We start from the raw sequence: 19,083 nt of genomic DNA on the forward strand, positions 1-19,083 counted from the left end.
CCGATGAGCGACGCATCCGCCAACCCCTTCGACACGGACGGGGAGTTCCTCGTCCTGACCAACGCGGAGGGTCAGCACTCGCTGTGGCCGCTGTTCGCGGCGGTGCCGGAGGGCTGGTCGACGGCTCACGGTCCGTGCGCCCGGCAGGACGCGCTGGACTGGATCTCCGCACACTGGGCCGGTCCCCTCCCCGTCGCCGCCCGGTGAGCGGGCTGCTGATCCGGCCCCGGATACGCCCCCGGGTCGCGGTCGTCCTCGTCTACACGGCCGCGATGTGCATGAACGGCCTGGACTCGACGATCGTGAACCCGGCGCTCTACACGATCGCGGGCGACTTCGGCCGTCCGTTGTCGGCGGCGAACACCGTGGAGACGGCCTTTCTGGTCGCGCTCGCGGTGGGGCTGCCGGTGGCGGGGTGGCTGGGCGACCGGTTCGGGACGAAGCGGGTGTTCCTCGGCGCGCTGAGCGCGTTCACGATCGCCTCGGCGGTCTGCGGACTGGCGCCCGATCTGACGACGCTGGTGGTGGCGCGGGCCGTACAGGGCCTGGCGGGCGGGTTGTTGACGCCGGTCGGGATGACGCTGCTGTTCCGGGCGTTCCCGCCGCACGAGCGGATGAAGCTGGCCAAGGTGCTGATCGTGCCGACGGCCCTGATGCCCGCGCTGGGTCCGCCGCTGGGCGGGCTGCTCACCGAACACCTCTCCTGGCACTGGCTGTTCTTCGTGAACGTGCCGATCGGCGCGGCGGCGGTGCTGCTGGGCGTGTTCGGTCTGCGCGAGCATGTCGAGGGCCCGGAGGGGAAGTTCGACACGGTCGGCTTCTGGCTGGCCACTCCGGCGCTGGGGCTGCTGACGTACGCGCTCGGCTTCGGCCCCTCGCAGGGCTGGACGAAGCCCGCCGTCGCCGTGAGCGCGGCACTGGGATCCGTCCTGCTGGTGGCGGCCGTGCTGCACCAGGTGCGGGCGAAGACTCCGCTGCTGAAGCTGCGGCTGTTCGCCGACCGGGTGTACGGGTCGGCCTCGGCGCTGGCCGGGGTGACCGCGGCCGGGCTGATGGGCGTGCTGTTCGTCTTCCCGCTGCTCTACCAGGCGAGCCTGGGGGCTTCGGCGCTGGACGCCGGGCTGAGCGTGTTCCCGGAGGCGGTGGGGCTGATGCTGGCCTCGCAGGTGGTGGACCGGCTGCTGCCGCGGCTCGGCCCCCGGCTGCTGACCGTGCCGGCGCTGCTGGTCGCGGCGGCGGTCTTCGGGGCGCTCGCGGTGCCCGGGGTGGCGGAGAACGCGTGGAGTGTGCGCGGGCTGATGTTCCTGATCGGTCTGGTGCTGGGGACGGCGGTGCTGACCGTGCAGATCTCCGGCTTCGAATCCATCGCGCCGCCCGACATGGGCCAGGCGATGGGCCTGTTCCAGATCGTCCGCACCCTGGGCGGGGCACTCGGCATCGCCGCCTGCGCGGCGGTGATCGGCGGCGGCCATGTGACGGAGGCCTCCGCCGACCCGGGCCCGTACCGTACGGCGGTCTGGGTGACGGCGGGGCTCGTCGCGGTGGGCGCGCTGATCGCGCTGCGGTTGCCGCGCGAGGCCCCGCAGCCGCCGCCGTTCGACGACGAGGACGGTCCCGAGGCGCCCGGTGAGGGCCTGGCCGAGGAGGAGGCTCCGGCCGTCAAGGGCTGAGCGGGCACACGAGTAGGGGGCGGGGCGGCATCCGGAGGGGGGATGCCGCCGCGCCCCCTACTCGTGGTCGGAGCGCGGGGTTACGGAGGGGGCTCAGCCCTCGCCGAGCAGCGCCGCCAGGCCGTCCGCCAGGCCGCCGCGCCAGCAGGCGTAGTCGTGGCCGCCGTTGAACTCGCGGTAGCGCACGTCGTATCCGCGGGCGCGCAGCACATTGCGGAATCTGCGGTTCTCCTGGAGCAGCATCCACTCCTGGAGGCCGACCTCCAGGTGCAGGGTGACCGGCCTGCGCTCCGCCCAGGCGTACTGCCCGGTGAGCCATTCGCTGCCGCGCTCGTCGTCGGGCCACCAGAAGGAGCCGGACTGGGAGAGCGCGAGGCCGAAGCGGTCGGGCCGCCGGAAGGCCGCGAACGCGGCGGTGAGGCCGCCCGCGCTCTGCCCGGCGACGACGGTGCGTGCGGCGTCGGCCCCGGCCCCGTACTCCCGTCCGGCCCAGGGCAGCAGGGTGTCGGCGAGCCAGTCGACGAACGGGCCGCTGCACGCGAGGTCCTGCATGCGCCGGCCCATGGTGTCGACCAGGACCGCCACGGTGGGCGGCAGGTCCCCGTCGGCGTACAGGTTGTCGAGGATGTCGCCGACGCCGAGGACCGGCCCCCACATCTCGCCGTCGAGGAGCACGGCGAGCGCGTACGGGCCGCCGTCCGGGCGGTGGCCGGGCGGCAGGTGGACGGTGATCCGGCGGCCGTCCACCTCGGCGTCGAGCGTCCGCCCCCGGGCCACGTCGTCGCGCCGCCGGGTGCGTGACTGCTCGGGGGCTTCGGGGAGTTCGAGTACGGAGGCGGGGTTACGGCCGTCCCGGGAGGGGAGCGGGGCCCGGTCGTTGAGCGGGTCGGGTTCGGCGTGGTCGAGGACCCGGAGCCAGGAGGCCCGGTCGGCGCGCAGGGCGTCCTCGCGGGTGCCGTCGGTGGCGTGGAACTGGTACGAGGCACGGTGGTCGGCGCGCAGCCGGTGGCTGATCGACCAGACGCCGGTGCCCTCGATCCGTTCCATCAGGTGCGGGGCGAGGTCGCCCGCGTACCGGTCCTTGTCGGTGACCGTGTGGACGAGGGCCAGGACATGAGTGGCGGGGCGCGCGGGGTCCTCGCGGCGGACGAAGGTGACGAGCCGGTGGTCCGGGTCGCCCTCGGGGTCGGGTTCGACGAGCGGGGTGCCGGAGGCGGCCGCCCGGAGCCAGAACTGCTCCTCGGCGTCGGGCTTGTCGTCACGGACGTCCGCGAGGAGCGTACGCAGCAGAGGGCTTCGTACGGCGCTCGCCTCGGTTCCGGTCGGTCCCCCGGACACCGGAGGGGCCGGGGGGTTCCTGCGCGGCGGGTAGGTCATGGATGTCTCGCTCTTCTACGCGGGCGGCGGGCGGTTTCTCTGCGCGGGCGGCTGCTACACGCGGGTGGCCGCGGAGCGGCCGAGCAGCACCCAGAGCAGGAAGGGGCCGCCGAGGACGGTGGTGACGATGCCGACGGGGAGTTCGACGCCGTCGAAGGCGATGCGGCCGAGGGTGTCGGCGGCGACGACGAGGACGGCTCCGGTGAGCATCGAGCCGACGAGCGGGACGCGCAGCGGTCCGGCGAGCCGGGAGGCGATGACCGGGGAGGCGAGCGCGACGAAGCCGACGGGGCCGCAGATGCCGACGGCGAGACCCGCGAGGGCGACGGCGAGGAGCAGCGAGAGGGTGCGGACCCGGCCGGGGGCGGAGCCGAGCGAGGAGGCGGTCGCGTCGTCGAAGCGCAGGACGCCCAGATGGCGGGCGACGACGAGGCTGACGGGGACGAGGACCGCGAGGCCGATGAGGACGGGGACGGCGACGGAGTAGCTGCGTCCGTTGAGGCTGCCGGAGGTCCAGACGTACAGCGAACTGGCGGAGGAGAGGGACCGGCGGGAGAGGACGACCTGGGTGATCGCGGAGGCCAGCGCGGACATGGCGAGGCCGACGACGAGGACGCGGTAGCCGCGTTGGCCGAGGCCGCCGGAGACGGTGGTGACGACGATGACGGCGACCAGGGCGCCGATCGGCCCGGCCCACCACGCGCCGAACGTTCCGGTGGCGCTGAGGGTGACGGAGAGCAGGACGGCGGCGGTGGCCCCGTCGTTGACGCCGAGGAGTTCGGGGGTGGCGAGGCGGTTGCGGGCCAGGGTCTGGGTGAGGCAGCCGGCCAGGCCGAGGGCCGCGCCGGCGGTGAGTCCGGCGACGACGCGGCCGAGCCGGAACTTCTGGACGAGCAGCACGTCGAAGCGGTCGCCCTGGCCGAGCACCGCGCGGAAGGTGCGGCCGACGCCCATGTCGCTCTGGCCCGCGTACGCGGAGAGGACGACGGCGAGCAGGAGGGCCCCGGTGAGGGCGACGGCGGCGAGGGCGGCGCGCCGGGTGACGAGCAGCGAGAGCGGTCCGCGGCGCAGGACGAGGGTGTCGGCCGGGCGGACCCGCAGGGTCTTCGGGGTGCGGCGGGCGGGGCGGGGCAGGGCGATCCGGAAGCGGCGGGGGCGGTCGGGGGCGCGTTCCTCGGTGGCGGGTTCCGTCATGCCCATCGAGGCCAGCTGCTTGGAGCGGACGATGGCGATGAGGACGGGGGCGCCGATGAGGGCGACGATGACGGAGACGGGCGCCTCGAAGGGCCGGGAGACCACGCGGGCGGCGATGTCGGAGACCGTCAGGACGCAGGCGCCGATGAGTCCGGCGAGCAGGATGCGGGCCGCGAGCCGGGTGCCGGCGAGGGCGCGGGCGAGGAAGCCGGCGAGCAGGCCGAGGAAGGAGATGGGCCCGGCGAGCGCGACGGCCGCGGCGGTCAGGAGGGTGACGCCGACGGCGACGACCGTACGGATGACGGGGGGCCGGTGGCCGAGGCTGCGGGCCAGGTCGTCGCCGAGCGCCAGGGCGGAGAGCGGGCGGGCGACGAGGAGGGCGACGAGGAAGCCGATGGCGAGTACGGGGGCGAGGCGGCCGAGTTCGCCGAAGCCCTCGACTCCGGCGAGGGAGCCGAGGACCCAGAAGCGGAATCTGTCGTAGGTCTCGGCGGAGTTGACGACGATGACGCTGGTGAGTCCGCCGAAGGTCGCGCCGAGCGCCGCGCCCGCGAGGACGAGGCGCATGGGAGAGCCGCCGCCGCGTCTGCCGGATATGAGGAGGACGAGGCCGCTGGCGACCACCGCGCCGACGAAGGCGCAGACGAGGTAGGCGTAACCGGAATCGAAGCCGAGGAGCGCGATGCCCGCGACGACGCCGAGCGAGGCGCCCGCGTTGACGCCGAGCAGTCCGGTCTCGGCCAGCGGGTTGCGGGTGACCGCCTGGAGCAGACAGCCGGCGACGCCGAGGGCGGCTCCGACGAGCAGGGCGGTGAGGGTGCGCGGCAGGCGCAGGTCGCCGACGACGAGGGAGAGCCGGGCGTTGTCGCGTGCGCCGTCGCGGCCGAGGAGGTAGTCCAGGACGCCGCCGGGGCCGACCTCGCCCGCGCCGATCGAGAGGGAGAGGGCCGTCAACAGCAGGACGGCGAGGGCCAGTCCGGCGACGGCGATCACGACGGTCCGCCGTCGCGGGTCGGCGGTGGAGCGGAACGCGTCGGGTGCGCCCGGGGCGGCGGGCCCTTCGGGGGCCGTCCGGGGGCCGGAGGGCTGTCCGGTTCCCGACGTTGTTCCCTTTTCGGTTCCCGGGAATGCTTCCTCGTGTCCGGCGGGCGGGGCCTCCGTCCGGTGGTCGGCTTCGCCCCCGTCCAACTGAACGGTCGAGGAGTCATGTTCGGGAGCCGAGGCCGTGGTCCCCGTGCGCGGCGTTTGCATAAGGTGAGGCTAGCCTAAGTAGATATCGGCGGCTCGACCCCCTTCTGGGCGGTCGAATGAATTTAGGTTACCCTTACCTAACAACGGAGGAGGTTGCTCATGCCTGAGCACATACCGGGCAGAAGCGGCGAGTTCATCGGCCGCACTGCTCTGGTCACCGGTGCCGCTCAAGGCATCGGCGCGGCAGTCGCCGACCTGCTCGCCACCCTCGGCGCCCGTGTGGCCGCCACCGATCGCGCCCTGCCCGGCATCGAGGCGCTGGCCGCCGAGTGGACCCGGACGCAGGAGAAACTGCCCGGTGGCGAGCGTTCGGCAGGCAGCCTCGACCCGTATGTGATGGACGTCACCGACCGTGGCTCGGTGGAGAGCACCGTAGCCCGAGTGGAGCGCCAACTGGGCCCGGTCGACGTCCTGGTGAATGTCGCGGGCATCCTGCGCACCGGCCCGGCGGCCGTGCTCTCCGCGCACGACTGGGCGGACACCTTCGCGGTCAACGCCACCGGCGTCTTCCATGTCTCCCAGGCGGTCGCCCCGCTCATGGCGGCCCGCGGATCCGGCGCGGTCGTCACCGTCGGCTCCAACGCCGCCGGAATCCCCCGCACCGGCATGGCCGCCTACGCCGCCTCCAAGGCGGCCGCCGCCATGTTCACCAAGTGTCTGGGCCTCGAACTGGCCGGCAGCGGCGTCCGCTGCAACGTCGTCGCGCCCGGCTCCACCGACACGCCGATGCAACGCGCCCTGTGGACCGATCCGGGCGCCGAACAGCGCGTCATCGACGGCGACCCCTCGACGTACCGGACCGGCATTCCGCTGGGCCGGATCGCCGACCCCGGGGACATCGCGGAGACGGTGGCGTTCCTCGCCTCGGACCGCGCCCGCCACATCACCATGCAGGAGCTGTACGTCGACGGCGGCGCAACCCTGCGCTGACCGCCCGCCCGCCTCCTCCCCTTGCTTCTCGCCTTCCTTCGCCTTCCTTCACCCTCCCATCCAGCCCCCCGCACCCGCTGACGGGACCATCGAGAATGGAGTCCCCGTGTCGACGGCATCCCAGGTCGCCACGCACACCGCCCCGGCCGAACCGGCCCACCCGGCCGTAGGAGCGGCCACCTCACTGCTGGACGCCTACACACCGGGCGACCACTTTCTCGCCACCCCCGGACGCACACTGCTCGCACGGGGCCCGGGACGTCATGTCCCGCACGACGAAAGACCGTTGACCGAGCGGGTGGACGCCACGCTCGCCGCGGCGGTCGCCGCCGGGCAGGAATCGCCGGTGGTCATCGGCGCCATCCCCTTCGACCACACCGCCCCGGCCGCCCTCCGGGTACCGGAGTCCGTGCGCACCGCGCCGCCGCTCGCCTCCGACCCGCTCATCGCCCTGCCCGCGAGCGCGCCCACCGCCGGGGCCTGGGAGATCCGCCAGGTGCCCGAGCCGGAGATCTACGGCAAGGGCGTCGCCTCCGCCGTGGAGCGCATGTGGCGCGGCGAGTTCAGCAAGGTCGTCCTGGCCCGCACCCTCGAACTCACCTCCGGCGACCCGCTCGACCTGCCCGCGATGCTCCAGCGCCTCGCCCGCCGCGACCCCTCGGGCTACACCTTCGCGCTGCCGACCGGCCCCGACCGCACCCTGATCGGCGCCAGCCCCGAGCTGCTCGTCTCCCGCCACGGCAAGCAGGTCGTCGCCAACCCGCTCGCCGGGTCGACCCCGCGCAGCGCCGACCTCGCCGAGGACGTACGCCGGGCGGCGACGCTGCTGGAGTCCGTCAAGGACCTGCACGAGCACGCCGTCGTCGTGGACGCCGTCCACCAGGCGCTCGCGCCGCACTGCACGCGGATGACCGTCCCGGCCCGTCCGACGCTCATCCGCACCGCCACCATGTGGCACCTGTCCACCACGGTCACCGGCACCCTCACCTCCCCCGACGCCTCGGCGCTGGAGCTGGCCATGGCGCTGCACCCGACGCCCGCCGTGTGCGGGACGCCGACGCAGACGGCCCGTCAGGTGATCGCCGAGACCGAGCCGTTCGACCGCGGCTTCTTCACCGGCGTGGTCGGCTGGGGCAACGCCGAGGGCGACGGCGAATGGGTCGTCACGATCCGCTGCGCCGAGGCCGAGGAGCGCACGCTGCGCCTGTACGCCGGAGCGGGCGTCGTCGCCGCGTCCGAGCCCGAGGCGGAGACCGCCGAGACCGCGGCCAAGTTCCGCACCTTCCTGAGCGCCGTGGGAGCCGAACTGTGAGTACGGACGCGGCGGCGCCGACCTGGCCCGCCGAATTCGCGGAGAAGTACCGGGCGGCCGGCTGGTGGCGCGGCGAGACCTTCGGGGAGATGCTGCGGCAGCGCGCCGAGGCCCATCCGGACCGGGTCGCGATCGTCGACCCGGTGGCGGGCAGCCGGTGGACGTACGCCGACCTCGACCGGCGCGCCGACCGGCTGGCGGCGGGCTTCCTCGCCCGCGGCATCGTCAAGGGCGACAAGGTGGTGGTGCAGCTCCCCAACATCGCCGAGTTCTTCGAGGTGATCTTCGCGCTGTTCCGGATCGGCGCGCTGCCCGTCTTCGCGCTGCCCGCGCACCGCGAGAGCGAGATCACCTACTTCTGCGAGTTCACCGAGGCGGTGGCGTACGTCGTCGCGGCCGAGCACGGCGGCTACGACTACCGTGAGCTGGCGTCGAAGACCCACGCCAATGTGGGCACACTGCGCCATGTGTTCGTGGCCCAGGGGGATCCCGGCGAGTTCGAGGCGCTGTCCGAGGTCGCCGAGGAGCCGGTCGGCTACGGCGGGCCCCGCCCGGACGACCTGGCCTTCCTCCAGCTCTCCGGCGGCAGCACCGGCGTCCCGAAGCTGATCCCGCGCACCCACGACGACTACATCTACTCGCTGTGGGGCTCCAACGAGATCTGCGCGGTCGACGAGAACAGCGTCTATCTGTGCGTCCTGCCCGCCGCCCACAACTTCCCGCTCTCCTCGCCCGGTTCGCTCGGCACGCTGTACGCCGGGGGCCGTGTGGTGCTGTGCCCCCAGCCCTCGCCGGAGGTGGCGTTCCCGCTGATCGAGCGCGAGGGCGTCACGATCACCGGGCTCGTGCCGCCGCTGGCCCTGCTGTGGACGGAGGCCGCGCCAGGCACCGCGCACGACCTCAGCAGCCTGGACGTGCTGCTGGTGGGCGGCGCCAAGTTCAGCGAGGAGGCGGCGCGCCGGGTGCGGCCCGCTCTCGGCTGCACGCTCCAGCAGGTGTTCGGCATGGCCGAGGGGCTGGTCAACTACACCCGCCTCGACGACCCGGTGGAGACGATCGTCACCACCCAGGGCCGGCCCATCTCGCCCGACGACGAGATCCTGGTCGTCGACGACGAGGACCAGGAGGTGGCCCCGGGCGAGACGGGCCATCTTCTGACCCGGGGCCCGTACACCATCCGGGGCTACTGGAACGCCCCCGAGCACAACGCCCGTTCCTTCACCGAGGACGGCTTCTACCGCACCGGTGACATCGTGCGGGTCACCGAAACCGGGCACATCGTCGTCGAGGGGCGCGCCAAGGACCAGATCAACCGGGGCGGCGAGAAGATCGCCGCCGAGGAGGTCGAGAACCACATCCTCGCCCACCCGGCCGTGCACGACGCCAACGTGGTGGCCGAGCCCGACCCGTATCTGGGCGAACGCGTCTGCGCCTACGTGATCCTGCGCTCGGGCGCGGGCCCGCTCAAGGCGGTGGCCGTCAAGCGGTTCGTCCGCGAGCGGGGCCTGGCCGCCTACAAGGTGCCGGACCGGGTCGAGTTCGTCGACGCGTTCCCGCAGACCGGCGTCGGCAAGGTCTCCAAGAAGGACCTGCGCAACGCCGCCGCCCGCACCGCTCCTGCCTCCCCGTCCCCGTCCCACTGAACGACTCTCCCCGAACGGAATCCTCTCCACCATGGCTCTGCCCGCCATCGTCCCCTACCCCATGCCGGCCGCCGACGAGCTGCCCGCCAACCGGGTCGACTGGACCGTCGACCCCGCGCGTGCGGTGCTGCTCGTCCACGACCTCCAGAACTACTTCCTGTCGGCGTACGACCGCGAGGCCGCGCCCGTGCCCGAACTGCTCGCCCATGTGGCCGAGTTGAAGAAGGATGCGGCGCGCCTGGGCGTACCGGTGCTCTACACCGCGCAGCCCGGCGGCCAGAGCGCCGAGGAGCGCGGTCTCCAGCAGGACTTCTGGGGCCCCGGCCTCCCGGCCGACGAGCAGCTGGCGGCCATCGCGGACGAGGTCGCGCCCGACGCGGGCGACACCGTCCTCACCAAGTGGAAGTACAGCGGCTTCGTCCGCACCGATCTGCTGGAGCGCCTGCGTGAGCAGGGCCGCGACCAGATCGTCATCACCGGCGTCTACGCCCACATCGGCGTGCTGATGACCGCGTGCGACGCCTGGATGCAGGACATCCAGGCGTTCGTGGTGGCCGACGCGGTGGCGGACTTCTCGGCCGAGGACCATGCCATGGCGCTGCGGTGGGCCGCGGGCAAGTGCGCCGTCGTCACCACCGCCCGGACCGTCTTCGAAGGGAAGTGACCGCTGTGGCGCTCACGCTCGAACAGCTCCGTGCCGATGTCGCCGATGTGCTCGGTGAGGACCCCGAGGAGATCCCGGTCGACGAGAACCTCGTCGACTACGGTCTCGACTCCGTCCGTCTGATGTCGCTGGCCGCCGCCTGGCGCCGTGACCACGGCATCGAGGTGGCCTTCGCCGACCTCGCCGAGAAGCCCGCGCTGGAGTCCTGGGCGCCGCTGCTGGGGGTCACCGGCTGACCCTGCGGCCCGTCCGCGACCCGCTGCGGTCACCGAGGGCGGTGGGAACCCGAACATCGGGTTTCCCACCGCCCTCGACGCATCTCCGGCGCATAGTGGTACAGTGCGATGAGCACATGTGCATGCCCCTTTTCTTCGGGCACCGGTGCTTATTCCTCTCCACCGCTGTCGCGCCCGTCCTTTCCGACCGGCGATCAGCTTCTTCCCAGCGTTCTCGCTGTCTCTCCGGCGACCTGCCCCGGGCCTCTGTGCCCCCGCTGTGTGGCGTGATTCCCACCGCCGCTCCGTACGCCGGTCCCCTCATTCGCCTGTCCGCGAAAGGACCCCCTCCCATGACCACCACACTCGAACGCCCCGTAACGGGTGAGCGGCGCCCCGTCCGGGTCGCCGGACTCCTCGACACCACCGACAACGGAAACGGCATGCTCCGGGTCCACGGCGGCCACCCCTCCCCCGGCGACATCCAGGTGTCGTCCGCGCTGATCCGTCGCCACGGGCTGCGCCGGGGCGACGCCGTCGAGGGCGGCTGCGACCGGCCGCGCGTCCTGTCCTCGGTCGACCGCGTGAACGGGCTCGCCCCGGAGGCCCTGCGAGGCCGTCGCCGGTTCCACGAGCTGACCCCCGTCCACCCCCGCGAGCGGCTGCGGCTGGAGACGCCGCACGGCGGGCCCGCGCCGCGCGTCGTCGATCTCGTCTCCCCCGTCGGCAAGGGCCAGCGCGGCCTGATCGTCGCACCGCCCCGGACCGGAAAGACGGTGCTGCTCCAGCAGCTGGCCGCGGCCGTCGCCACCAACCACCCCGAGGCGCACCTGATGGTGGTGCTGCTCGACGAACGGCCCGAGGAGGTCACGGACATGCGCCGCTCGGTACGCGGCGAGGTGTACGCGTCGACCTTCGACCGGCCCGCTCGGGAGCACATCGCCCTGGCCGAGCTGGCCGTCGAGCGCGGCCGGCGCCTCGTCGAGCAGGGCCGGGACGTGGTGATCCTGCTGGACTCCCTCACCCGGCTGTGCCGGGCCCACAACAACGCGGCCCGCGCGGGCGGCCGGACCCTGAGCGGCGGCGTCGACGCGGCGGCGCTGACCGGCCCCAAGAAGCTGTTCGGCGCGGCCCGTTGCGCCGACGAGGGCGGTTCGCTGACCATCCTGGCGACGGCCCTCGTGGAGACCGGTTCGCGGGCCGACGAGTTCTTCTTCGAGGAGCTGAAGGGCACCGGCAACATGGAGCTGCGCCTGGACCGCTCCGCCGCCGAGGCGCGGATCTTCCCGGCCGTCGACATCGCCCGGTCCGGCACCCGGCGCGAGGAACTCCTCTTCGGTCCGGGCGAGTTGGCGGCGGTGCGGGCGCTGCGCCGCGCGCTTAACACACGCGACGGCCAGGGTGCCCTTCAGGTGCTGCTCGACAAGGTCCGGCGCACCCCGGACAACGCGGCCTTCCTGCGTCAGGTGCAGCCCACCGTGCCGGGCGCCTGAGGAAGGCGGCCCGATGGGGGCCGGGACGCCGCGTCCCGGCCCCCATCGCCATGCGCGCCGTCGGTTCAGGCGTTGCCGAGCGCGTCGGACACCAGCGCCCTGGCCTCCTCCTGGACCCGGGCGAGATGGCCGGGGCCCTGGAAGCTCTCCGCGTACACCTTGTAGACGTCCTCGGTGCCCGAGGGGCGGGCGGCGAACCAGGCGCTGTCGGTGCAGACCTTGAGGCCGCCGATCGGGGCGCCGTTGCCGGGGGCCTCGGTGAGCACGGCGGTGACGGGTTCTCCGGCCAGGGTGTCGGCCTTGACCTGCTGCGGGGAGAGCTTCGCCAGAACGGCCTTCTCCTCGCGGGTGGCGGGTGCGTCGATGCGGGCGTACGCCGGGTCGCCGAAGCGGTCGGTGAGGCGGGCGTAGAGCTGGGAGGGGGTGTCTCCGGTGACGGCGGTGATCTCGGAGGCGAGGAGGGCCAGCAGGATGCCGTCCTTGTCGGTGGTCCAGACCCGGCCGTCGCGGCGCAGGAACGAGGCCCCGGCGGACTCCTCGCCGCCGAAGCCGAGGCTGCCGTCGTGGAGGCCGTCGACGAACCACTTGAAGCCGACCGGCACCTCCACCAGGGTGCGGCCGAGGTCGTGGGCGACCCGGTCGATCATGGAGGAGGAGACCAGGGTCTTGCCGATGCCGGTCCCGGCGGCCCAGTTGTCGCGGTGGGTGTAGAGGTAGTCGATGGCGACGGCCAGATAGTGGTTGGGGTTCATCAGCCCGCCGTCGGGGGTGACGATGCCGTGCCGGTCGGCGTCCGCGTCGTTGCCGGTGGCGATGGCGTACGCGTCGCGCTGTTCGATCAGCGAGGCCATGGCGTGCGGCGACGAGCAGTCCATGCGGATCTTGCCGTCCCAGTCCAGCGTCATGAACCGCCAGGTGGGGTCGGCGAGCGGGTTGACCACGGTGAGGTCGATCCGGTGGCGTTCGGCGATCCGGCCCCAGTAGGCGACGGAGGCGCCGCCGAGCGGGTCGGCGCCGATGCGGATGCCCGCGTCCCGGACGGCGTCGAGGTCGAGGACGGAGGGCAGGTCGTCGACGTACGCGGTCAGGAAGTCGTGGCGGCGGGTGGTGTCGGCGGCCAGGGCGCGGGCGTACGGGATCCGGCGGACCTCGCCGAGCCCGGCCTCGATCAGGGCGTTCGCCCGGTCCTGGATCCAGGAGGTGGCGTCGGAGGCGGCCGGCCCCCCGTTCGGCGGGTTGTACTTGAAACCGCCGTCGGCGGGCGGGTTGTGGGACGGGGTGACCACGATGCCGTCGGCCAGGTGCTCGGTGCGCCCCTGGTTGTACGTGAGGATGGCGTGCGAGACGGCGGGGGTCGGGGTGTAGCCGTCCTCGCTGTCGATGAGCGCGGTGACGCCGTTGGCGGCGAGTACCTCCAGGGCGGTGACCCGGGCCGGTTCGGAGAGCGCGTGGGTGTCCGCGCCGAGGTAGAGGGGTCCGTCGGTGCCCTGGCGGGTGCGGTAGTCGCAGATCGCCTGGGTGGTGGCGGCGATGTGGTCCTCGTTGAACGCGGCGGCGAACGCGGAGCCCCGGTGGCCGGAGGTGCCGAAGGCCACCCGCTGGGCGGGCTCGGCCGGGTCGGGGTGGAGGGCGTAGTAGGCCGTCACCAGCCGGGCCACGTCGACCAGGTCTGCGGACTGCGCCGGGTGACCGGCCCGTTCGTGCACCATCGGGTCTCCTCGTACGTCTTCGTCGTCGGCCGGCCCGCGGGGAGACGGGCCCGGCGCACCGGGGAAACGATCACCCCGGTCCGTACCCGATTCTGCTCTCTCGGCCGCCCCGGTGCGCGACCGGTTCACGCCTTCCTCGTGTCGCCGCCCGGCCGGAGCGACACCGCGCCCCCGGTCATCGGCGGACCGGGGGCGCGGAAACCCGTACGGGCAGGGGGGCGGGAGCCGTACGGCAGGGGCTCAACGGCCCTGGAGGGACTTCACGTTGTCACCGAAGGTCCAGCCCTTGGAGCCGTCCCAGTTCAGGGACCAGGTCATCAGCCCCTTGAGGGAGCCGTTGTAGTGGTTCCAGGCCTGTGCGACCAGTCCGGTGGACATATGGCCGCCGCCCGCTCCGATCTGGGCGGGGAGCCCGGGGACCTGCTTGTCGTAGGGGACCTTGATGGTGGTGCCCTGGATGACGAGCCCGTTGTTCAGGCAGTCGGTCTGGGCGGTGAAGCCCGCGACGGTGCCGGCGGAGTAGGAGTCGCCGGAGCAGCCGTACATGCTGCCGTTGTAGTACTGCATGTTCAGCCACCACAGGCGGCCGTTGTCCGCGTACTTCTTGATGATCGGGAGGTACGAGCCCCAGATGGAGCCGTAGACGACGCTGCCGCCGGTGACGTACGCCGTCTCGGGGGCCATGGTGAGGCCGAAGTTCGACGGCATCGCGGCGAGGACGCCGTCGATGATGCGGATGAGGTTGGCCTGCGACGGGGAGAGCTGGTTGATGTTTCCGCTGCCGACGAGTCCGGTCTCGATGTCGATGTCGATGCCGTCGAAGTTGTACTTCTTCAGGATCGGCACGATCGTCTCGACGAATCGGTCGGCCACCGTGCTGGAGCTGAGGTCGATCCCGGCCGTGGCTCCGCCGATCGACATGAGGATGGTGGCGCCGGCGGCCTTGGCCTGACACATCTCGGCGGGGGTGGCGACCTTGACGGTGCTGTCCATGCCGTCCTCCCAGAGGACGGTGCCGTCGGAGCGGATGACGGGGAAGGCGGCGTTGATGACGTTGTAGCCGTGCTGGGCGATGCGGGAGTCGGTGATCGGGATCCAGCCGAGCGGCGGGTGCACGCCGTTGGCCGCCCCGTCCCAGTTCTCCCAGTACCCCTGGAGCACCTTGCCCGTGGGCTTCGACTTGACCGCGCAGGTCTCGTCGGCCGCGACGACGGCGCCCGCGTCGGGGCCCTTCGACGGAGCGGCTCCGACCAGCATCGGCACGACGAGCGCCGCTGCCAGGCCGAGGCCCAGCAGTCGTGAGGTACGACCCATGATCCGTACGTCCTTCCAGCCCGGGTCCGCCGCCGACGGTGCGAAAGGTTCGCCCCGCCCCGCCCTATGTCGTGACCCTGCCAAACCGTAGAATGGTCCAGACCTTCGGTCAAGAGGTCTGGACCAGACCGTCCGTCAGGAGCCGCCGCGCAAACACCGCGGCGGGGCGGGGAGCGGCACAGTCAACCGCTTCCCACCCCGTCCGGCCATCGGTCGGGCCCCTCAGCCGCGACCTGACCCGGGCCCCTCAGCCCCGGTCGTACGTGTGGAACCCGCGACCCGTCTTCCGGCCGAGCAGACCGGCCTCCACCATCCGCAGGAGCAGCGGGGGCGGGGCGTGGAGCGGTTCCTTGAACTCGTCGTACAGCGACGCGGCGATGGAGGCCACCGTGTCGAGACCGATCAGGTCGGCGAGCCTGAGCGGACCCATCGGGTGGGCGCAGCCCAGCTCCATCCCGGCGTCCACGTCGGCGGCGGTGGCGAAGCCCGACTCGGCCATCCGGATCGCGGAGAGCAGATACGGGACGAGGAGGGCGTTGACCACGAAGCCGGCCCGGTCCTGCGAGCGGACCACCGTCTTGCCGAGCACCGAGGTCACGAACTCCTCGGCGGCGGCGACCGTCGCGGGCGCGGTGTGCAGCGAGGTCACCACCTCCACCAGCGGGAGGACCGGCACCGGGTTGAAGAAGTGCAGTCCGAGGACGCGGTCGGCGCGGTGGGTGGCCATGCCGAGCCGCATGACGGGGATGGCGGAGGTGTTGGTCGCCAGGATCGCTTCCGGGTCCTCGACGATCTTGTCGAGGGCGGTGAAGATCTCCGTCTTGGCGGCGGCGTTCTCGACGACGGCCTCGATGACGAGCTGACGGTCGGCCAGGTCGTCGAGGCTGCCGGTGAAGTCCAGCCTGCCGAGCGCGTCCTCGGCCGTGAGCCGGTCGAGCTTGCCGCGCTGCACGGCCCGCTCCAGGGAGACGGCGACCCGCTCGCGGGCCCGGTCGGCGGCGGTGGCGTCCGCCTCGCAGACGATGGTGTGCAGTCCGGCGCGGGCGCAGACCTCGGCGATCCCGGCCCCCATCTGGCCGCCGCCGACGACGCCCACCCGGGCGATGCCGGCGCTCATGCCCGCACCGCCGGACGGCCGACGAGGTGGCGGGCGTACGCCTCCGTGGTGAAGAAGGCGGGCAGCTCCCTGCCGAGCGCGGTGCGTTCGAACAGCTCGCGGACCTGGTCGAGCTGGGCCCAGGGGTACGTGGCGCCGAGCGCGGCCAGTTCCTCGTCGAGGAGCGCCAGGACCGTCTCGCGGTCGACCGCCCGGTGCTTGAGCCACTGCCAGATCTGCACCCGGGCGATCTCGGCGGTCGCCGCGTCCTCCATGAGCCCGTTCAGGGCGACGGCCCCCTGCCCGCGCAGCCAGGCGTCGTAGTAGCGCAGAGCGACGGCGATGTTGTCGCGCACGCCCTCCGGGGTCGGGCGACCCGCCGTGCGGCGGACGGCGACGAGGTGCTCGGCGGTGACATGGACGTCGTCGCGGGTGCGCTCCAGCTGGTGCGGCCGGTCGCCCAGCACCTCGTCGAAGACGGTCCGGCAGACCGGGACGAGGCCGGGGTGGGCCACCCAGGAACCGTCGAAGCCGTCCTCCGCCTCGCGCTCCTTGTCGAGCCGGACCTTCGCCAGGGCCGCTTCCCCGGCGGCGGGCTCGCCGCCGGGGATCTGGGCGGCCATGCCGCCGATGGCGTGCGCGCCGCGCCGGTGGCAGGTGCGGACCAGGAGTTCGGTGTAGGCGCGCAGGAAGGGGGCGGTCATGGTGACCTTGCCCCGGTCGGGGAGGACGAAGTCGGGGCGGTGCGCGAAGTTCTTGATCAGGCTGAAGAGGTAGTCCCAGCGGCCCGCGTTGAGGCCGGCGCTGTGTTCGCGCAGTTCGTAGAGGATCTCCTCCATCTCGAACGCGGCGGTGATCGTCTCGATGAGGACGGTGGCGCGGATCGTGCCGCGCGGGATGTCCAGCAGGTCCTGGGCCAGGAGGAACACATCGTTCCAGAGCCGGGCCTCGTACCGGTTCTCCAGCTTGGGGAGGTAGAAGTACGGTCCGCTGCCCGCGTCGATCTGGCGCTGTGCGCAGTGGAAGAAGTAGAGGCCGAAGTCGACGAGCGCGGCGGGCACGGGCCGTTCGTCGATGACGAGGTGCTTCTCGGTGAGGTGCCAGCCGCGCGGCCGGACCATGATGGTGGCGGGCCGGTCGGTGAGCCGGTACTCCTTGCCGCTCGTGGTGGTGAAGTCGATACGGCGGTCGATGGCGTCGATCAGGTTCAGCTGCCCCCGGACGATGTTCTCCCAGGTGGGCGAGGTGGCGTCCTCGAAGTCGGCCATCCACACCTGGGCCCCGGAGTTGAGCGCGTTCACCGCCATCGAACGCTCGGGCGGGCCGGTGATCTCCACCCGCCGGTCGGTGAGGCCGGGGGCGGGGCGGGCGACCTGCCAGTCGGGGTCCTTGCGGATCGACGTCGTGGCGCGGGAGAAGTCGAGCGGGGTGCCGCCGCGCAGCAGCGCGGAGCGGCGGCGGCGCTCGGTCAGCAGATCGAAGCGGCGGGCGGCGAAGGCCGCGTCGAGGCGGCCGATGAAGTCGAGGGCCTCGGGGGTGAGGACCTCCTCGTGCCGGTCCCCCGGTACGCCGAGGACCTGGACGCGGCCGGTCGTGGCAAGGGTGGTCATGCGGTTCTCCTCAGCGGGGGCGTGGCGGGACAGGGGCCCCGGTCGCGGGGGCGTGGGCGGCCCCCGCGACCGGTGGGTGGGGGGTCTAGTGGAACTGCTCTTCCTCGGTGGAGCCGGTGAGGGCCGTGGTGGAGGAGGCGGGGTTGATGGCCGTGGAGACCTGGTCGAAGTAGCCGGTGCCGACCTCGCGCTGGTGCTTGACCGCGGTGAAGCCCTGCTCCTGGGCGGCGAACTCGCGCTCCTGGAGGTCGACGTAGGCGGTCATGCCCTGCTCGGCGTAGCCGCGCGCCAGGTCGAACATGGCGTGGTTGAGGGAGTGGAAGCCGGCCAGGGTGATGAACTGGAAGCGGTAGCCCATCGCGCCCAGCTCGCGCTGGAACTTGGCGATCTGGTCGTCGTCCAGCGTGGCCCGCCAGTTGAAGGACGGCGAGCAGTTGTACGCGAGCATCTGGTCCGGGTGCTCGGCGTGGATCGCCTCGGCGAACTCGCGGGCCTGGGCGAGGTCCGGGGTGCCGGTCTCGACCCAGATGAGGTCGGCGTACGGGGCGTAGGCGAGGCCGCGCGAGATGACCGGGGCCATGCCGTTCTGCACCCGGTAGAAGCCCTCGGCGGTCCGGTCGCCCGTGATGAACCGCGCGTCGCGCTCGTCGACGTCGCTGGTGATGAGGTTGGCGGCGAGCGCGTCGGTACGGGCCACGATCAGGGTGGGCACATCGGCGATGTCGGCGGCGAGGCGGGCCGCGTTGAGGGTGCGCACATGCTGGGCGGTGGGGACGAGGACCTTGCCGCCGAGGTGGCCGCACTTCTTCTCGGAGGCGAGCTGGTCCTCGTAGTGGATGCCGGCCGCGCCCGCCTCGATCATCGCCTTGGTGAGCTCGAAGGCGTTGAGCGGTCCGCCGAAGCCGGCCTCCGCGTCGGCGACGATCGGCGCGAGGTAGTCGGTGGTGTCGCCGGCGTCCTCGGCGGTGGCGATCTGGTCGGCGCGCAGCAGGGCGTTGTTGATCCTGCGGACCACGCTCGGCACCGAGTTGGCCGGGTAGAGGCTCTGGTCGGGGTAGGTGTGGCCGGCCAGGTTGGCGTCGGCGGCGACCTGCCAGCCGGAGAGGTAGATGGCCTTCAGGCCCGCCTTGACCTGCTGGACGGCCTGGCCGCCGGTCAGTGCGCCGAGCGCGTGGATGTAGTCCTGCTCGTGGAGCTGACGCCACAGCCGCTCGGCGCCGCGCCGGGCGAGGGTGTGCTCCTCGCGGACGCTGCCGGAGAGCCGGATCACGTCCTCGGCGCTGTAGGTGCGCTCGATGCCCTTCCAGCGGGGGTCGCTCGCCCACCGCCGCGCCAGCTCTTCCGCCGTCGTCCTTGCCTGCGCCATGGCGTGTCTCCCGAAGTCGTGTGGGTCGATCGTGTGAAGGGTGCGAAGCCAGTCACTGAGTGACGCGACTCCTGGCTGCGGCCCACCGGACCTCCGAGGTGGAACGGTAAGCAATGCGCCCGGCCGACCGGTCCGGGATCCCGAGGAGAACGACGTCAGGGCATGAAATCGTGCTCGGTTCCCCGGCCCGGAGCCGGTGTCCGGTGGGCCGCGGGAACAACTCTGACAGTGGCACTGAG

15 protein-coding genes are annotated in these 19,083 nt (G+C 72.7%); 8 read left to right on the forward strand and 7 right to left on the reverse strand.

The genetic code is table 11. The features are described 5' to 3' along the window. The first annotated feature begins 3 nt into the window (after positions 1-3). Positions 4-207 carry an MbtH family protein gene (locus ACSMXR_RS01055; RefSeq protein WP_473170973.1) on the forward strand — a complete coding sequence of 68 codons (204 nt, stop codon included), beginning with the start codon at positions 4-6 and terminating at the stop codon, positions 205-207. Beyond that, positions 204-1,670 carry a DHA2 family efflux MFS transporter permease subunit gene (locus ACSMXR_RS01060; protein ID WP_473170974.1) on the forward strand — a complete coding sequence of 489 codons (1,467 nt, stop codon included), beginning with the start codon at positions 204-206 and terminating at the stop codon, positions 1,668-1,670. Before ACSMXR_RS01055 ends, ACSMXR_RS01060 begins: the two co-directional genes overlap by 4 nt. 93 nt (positions 1,671-1,763) lie before the next feature. Here ACSMXR_RS01060 and fes read toward each other — a convergent pair whose 3' ends face one another. Both fes and fhuB read right to left on the reverse strand, forming a co-directional pair. After that, on the reverse strand, positions 1,764-3,047 hold the full coding sequence (fes, locus tag ACSMXR_RS01065; RefSeq protein ID WP_473170975.1) for an enterochelin esterase: 1,284 nt from the start codon (positions 3,045-3,047) through the stop codon (positions 1,764-1,766). 54 nt (positions 3,048-3,101) lie between these two features. Further along, the gene (gene fhuB, locus ACSMXR_RS01070; protein ID WP_473170976.1) at positions 3,102-5,492 is read right to left on the reverse strand and encodes a Fe(3+)-hydroxamate ABC transporter permease FhuB; all 2,391 of its coding nucleotides are present in this window, start codon (positions 5,490-5,492) and stop codon (positions 3,102-3,104) included. Between the two features lie 99 nt (positions 5,493-5,591). On the opposite strand from fhuB, the gene ACSMXR_RS01075 reads away from it, so the two are divergent. The 6 genes from ACSMXR_RS01075 (at position 5,592) to rho (ending at position 11,749) form a co-directional block, all read left to right on the forward strand. Then, positions 5,592-6,422, forward strand: a complete 831-nt coding sequence (locus tag ACSMXR_RS01075; RefSeq protein WP_381796105.1) for a 2,3-dihydro-2,3-dihydroxybenzoate dehydrogenase — start codon at positions 5,592-5,594, stop codon at positions 6,420-6,422. A 106-nt stretch (positions 6,423-6,528) separates the two neighbouring features. Then, positions 6,529-7,734 carry an isochorismate synthase DhbC gene (gene dhbC / locus ACSMXR_RS01080; protein WP_137231068.1) on the forward strand — a complete coding sequence of 402 codons (1,206 nt, stop codon included), beginning with the start codon at positions 6,529-6,531 and terminating at the stop codon, positions 7,732-7,734. Then, positions 7,731-9,377: a (2,3-dihydroxybenzoyl)adenylate synthase gene (locus tag ACSMXR_RS01085; protein ID WP_473170977.1), complete on the forward strand. Its 1,647-nt coding sequence runs from the start codon at positions 7,731-7,733 to the stop codon at positions 9,375-9,377. The genes dhbC and ACSMXR_RS01085 overlap by 4 nt, the downstream gene beginning before the upstream one ends. Before the next feature lie 31 nt (positions 9,378-9,408). Beyond that, positions 9,409-10,041 carry an isochorismatase family protein gene (locus ACSMXR_RS01090; RefSeq protein ID WP_137231064.1) on the forward strand — a complete coding sequence of 211 codons (633 nt, stop codon included), beginning with the start codon at positions 9,409-9,411 and terminating at the stop codon, positions 10,039-10,041. Continuing rightward, entirely contained in the window at positions 10,038-10,277 is a 240-nt protein-coding gene (locus tag ACSMXR_RS01095) for a phosphopantetheine-binding protein (protein ID WP_032787168.1), read from the forward strand. The genes ACSMXR_RS01090 and ACSMXR_RS01095 overlap by 4 nt, the downstream gene beginning before the upstream one ends. A gap of 332 nt (positions 10,278-10,609) precedes the next feature. Further along, positions 10,610-11,749, forward strand: a complete 1,140-nt coding sequence (rho, locus tag ACSMXR_RS01100) for a transcription termination factor Rho (protein ID WP_473170978.1) — start codon at positions 10,610-10,612, stop codon at positions 11,747-11,749. Between the two features lie 65 nt (positions 11,750-11,814). On the opposite strand, the gene pgm is transcribed toward rho, so the two are convergent. The 5 genes from pgm to aceA form a co-directional block, all read right to left on the reverse strand. Next, positions 11,815-13,458: a phosphoglucomutase (alpha-D-glucose-1,6-bisphosphate-dependent) gene (pgm, locus tag ACSMXR_RS01105; protein ID WP_473170979.1), complete on the reverse strand. Its 1,644-nt coding sequence runs from the start codon at positions 13,456-13,458 to the stop codon at positions 11,815-11,817. Positions 13,459-13,698: 240 nt separating this feature from the next. Next, positions 13,699-14,772, reverse strand: coding sequence for a chitinase (locus ACSMXR_RS01110; protein ID WP_137231058.1), 1,074 nt, complete (start codon positions 14,770-14,772; stop codon positions 13,699-13,701). Between the two features lie 247 nt (positions 14,773-15,019). Beyond that, complete coding sequence (locus tag ACSMXR_RS01115; protein WP_473170980.1) at positions 15,020-15,889, reverse strand: 3-hydroxybutyryl-CoA dehydrogenase; 870 nt, start codon at positions 15,887-15,889, stop codon at positions 15,020-15,022. Beyond that, entirely contained in the window at positions 15,886-17,478 is a 1,593-nt protein-coding gene (aceB, locus tag ACSMXR_RS01120; protein WP_381796115.1) for a malate synthase A, read from the reverse strand. The genes ACSMXR_RS01115 and aceB overlap by 4 nt, the downstream gene beginning before the upstream one ends. Positions 17,479-17,563: 85 nt before the next feature. Next, on the reverse strand, positions 17,564-18,844 hold the full coding sequence (gene aceA / locus ACSMXR_RS01125) for an isocitrate lyase (protein ID WP_473170981.1): 1,281 nt from the start codon (positions 18,842-18,844) through the stop codon (positions 17,564-17,566). Between the last annotated feature and the right edge of the window lie 239 nt (positions 18,845-19,083).

It is taken from the genome of Streptomyces sp. DSM 106670, assembly GCF_055792845.1.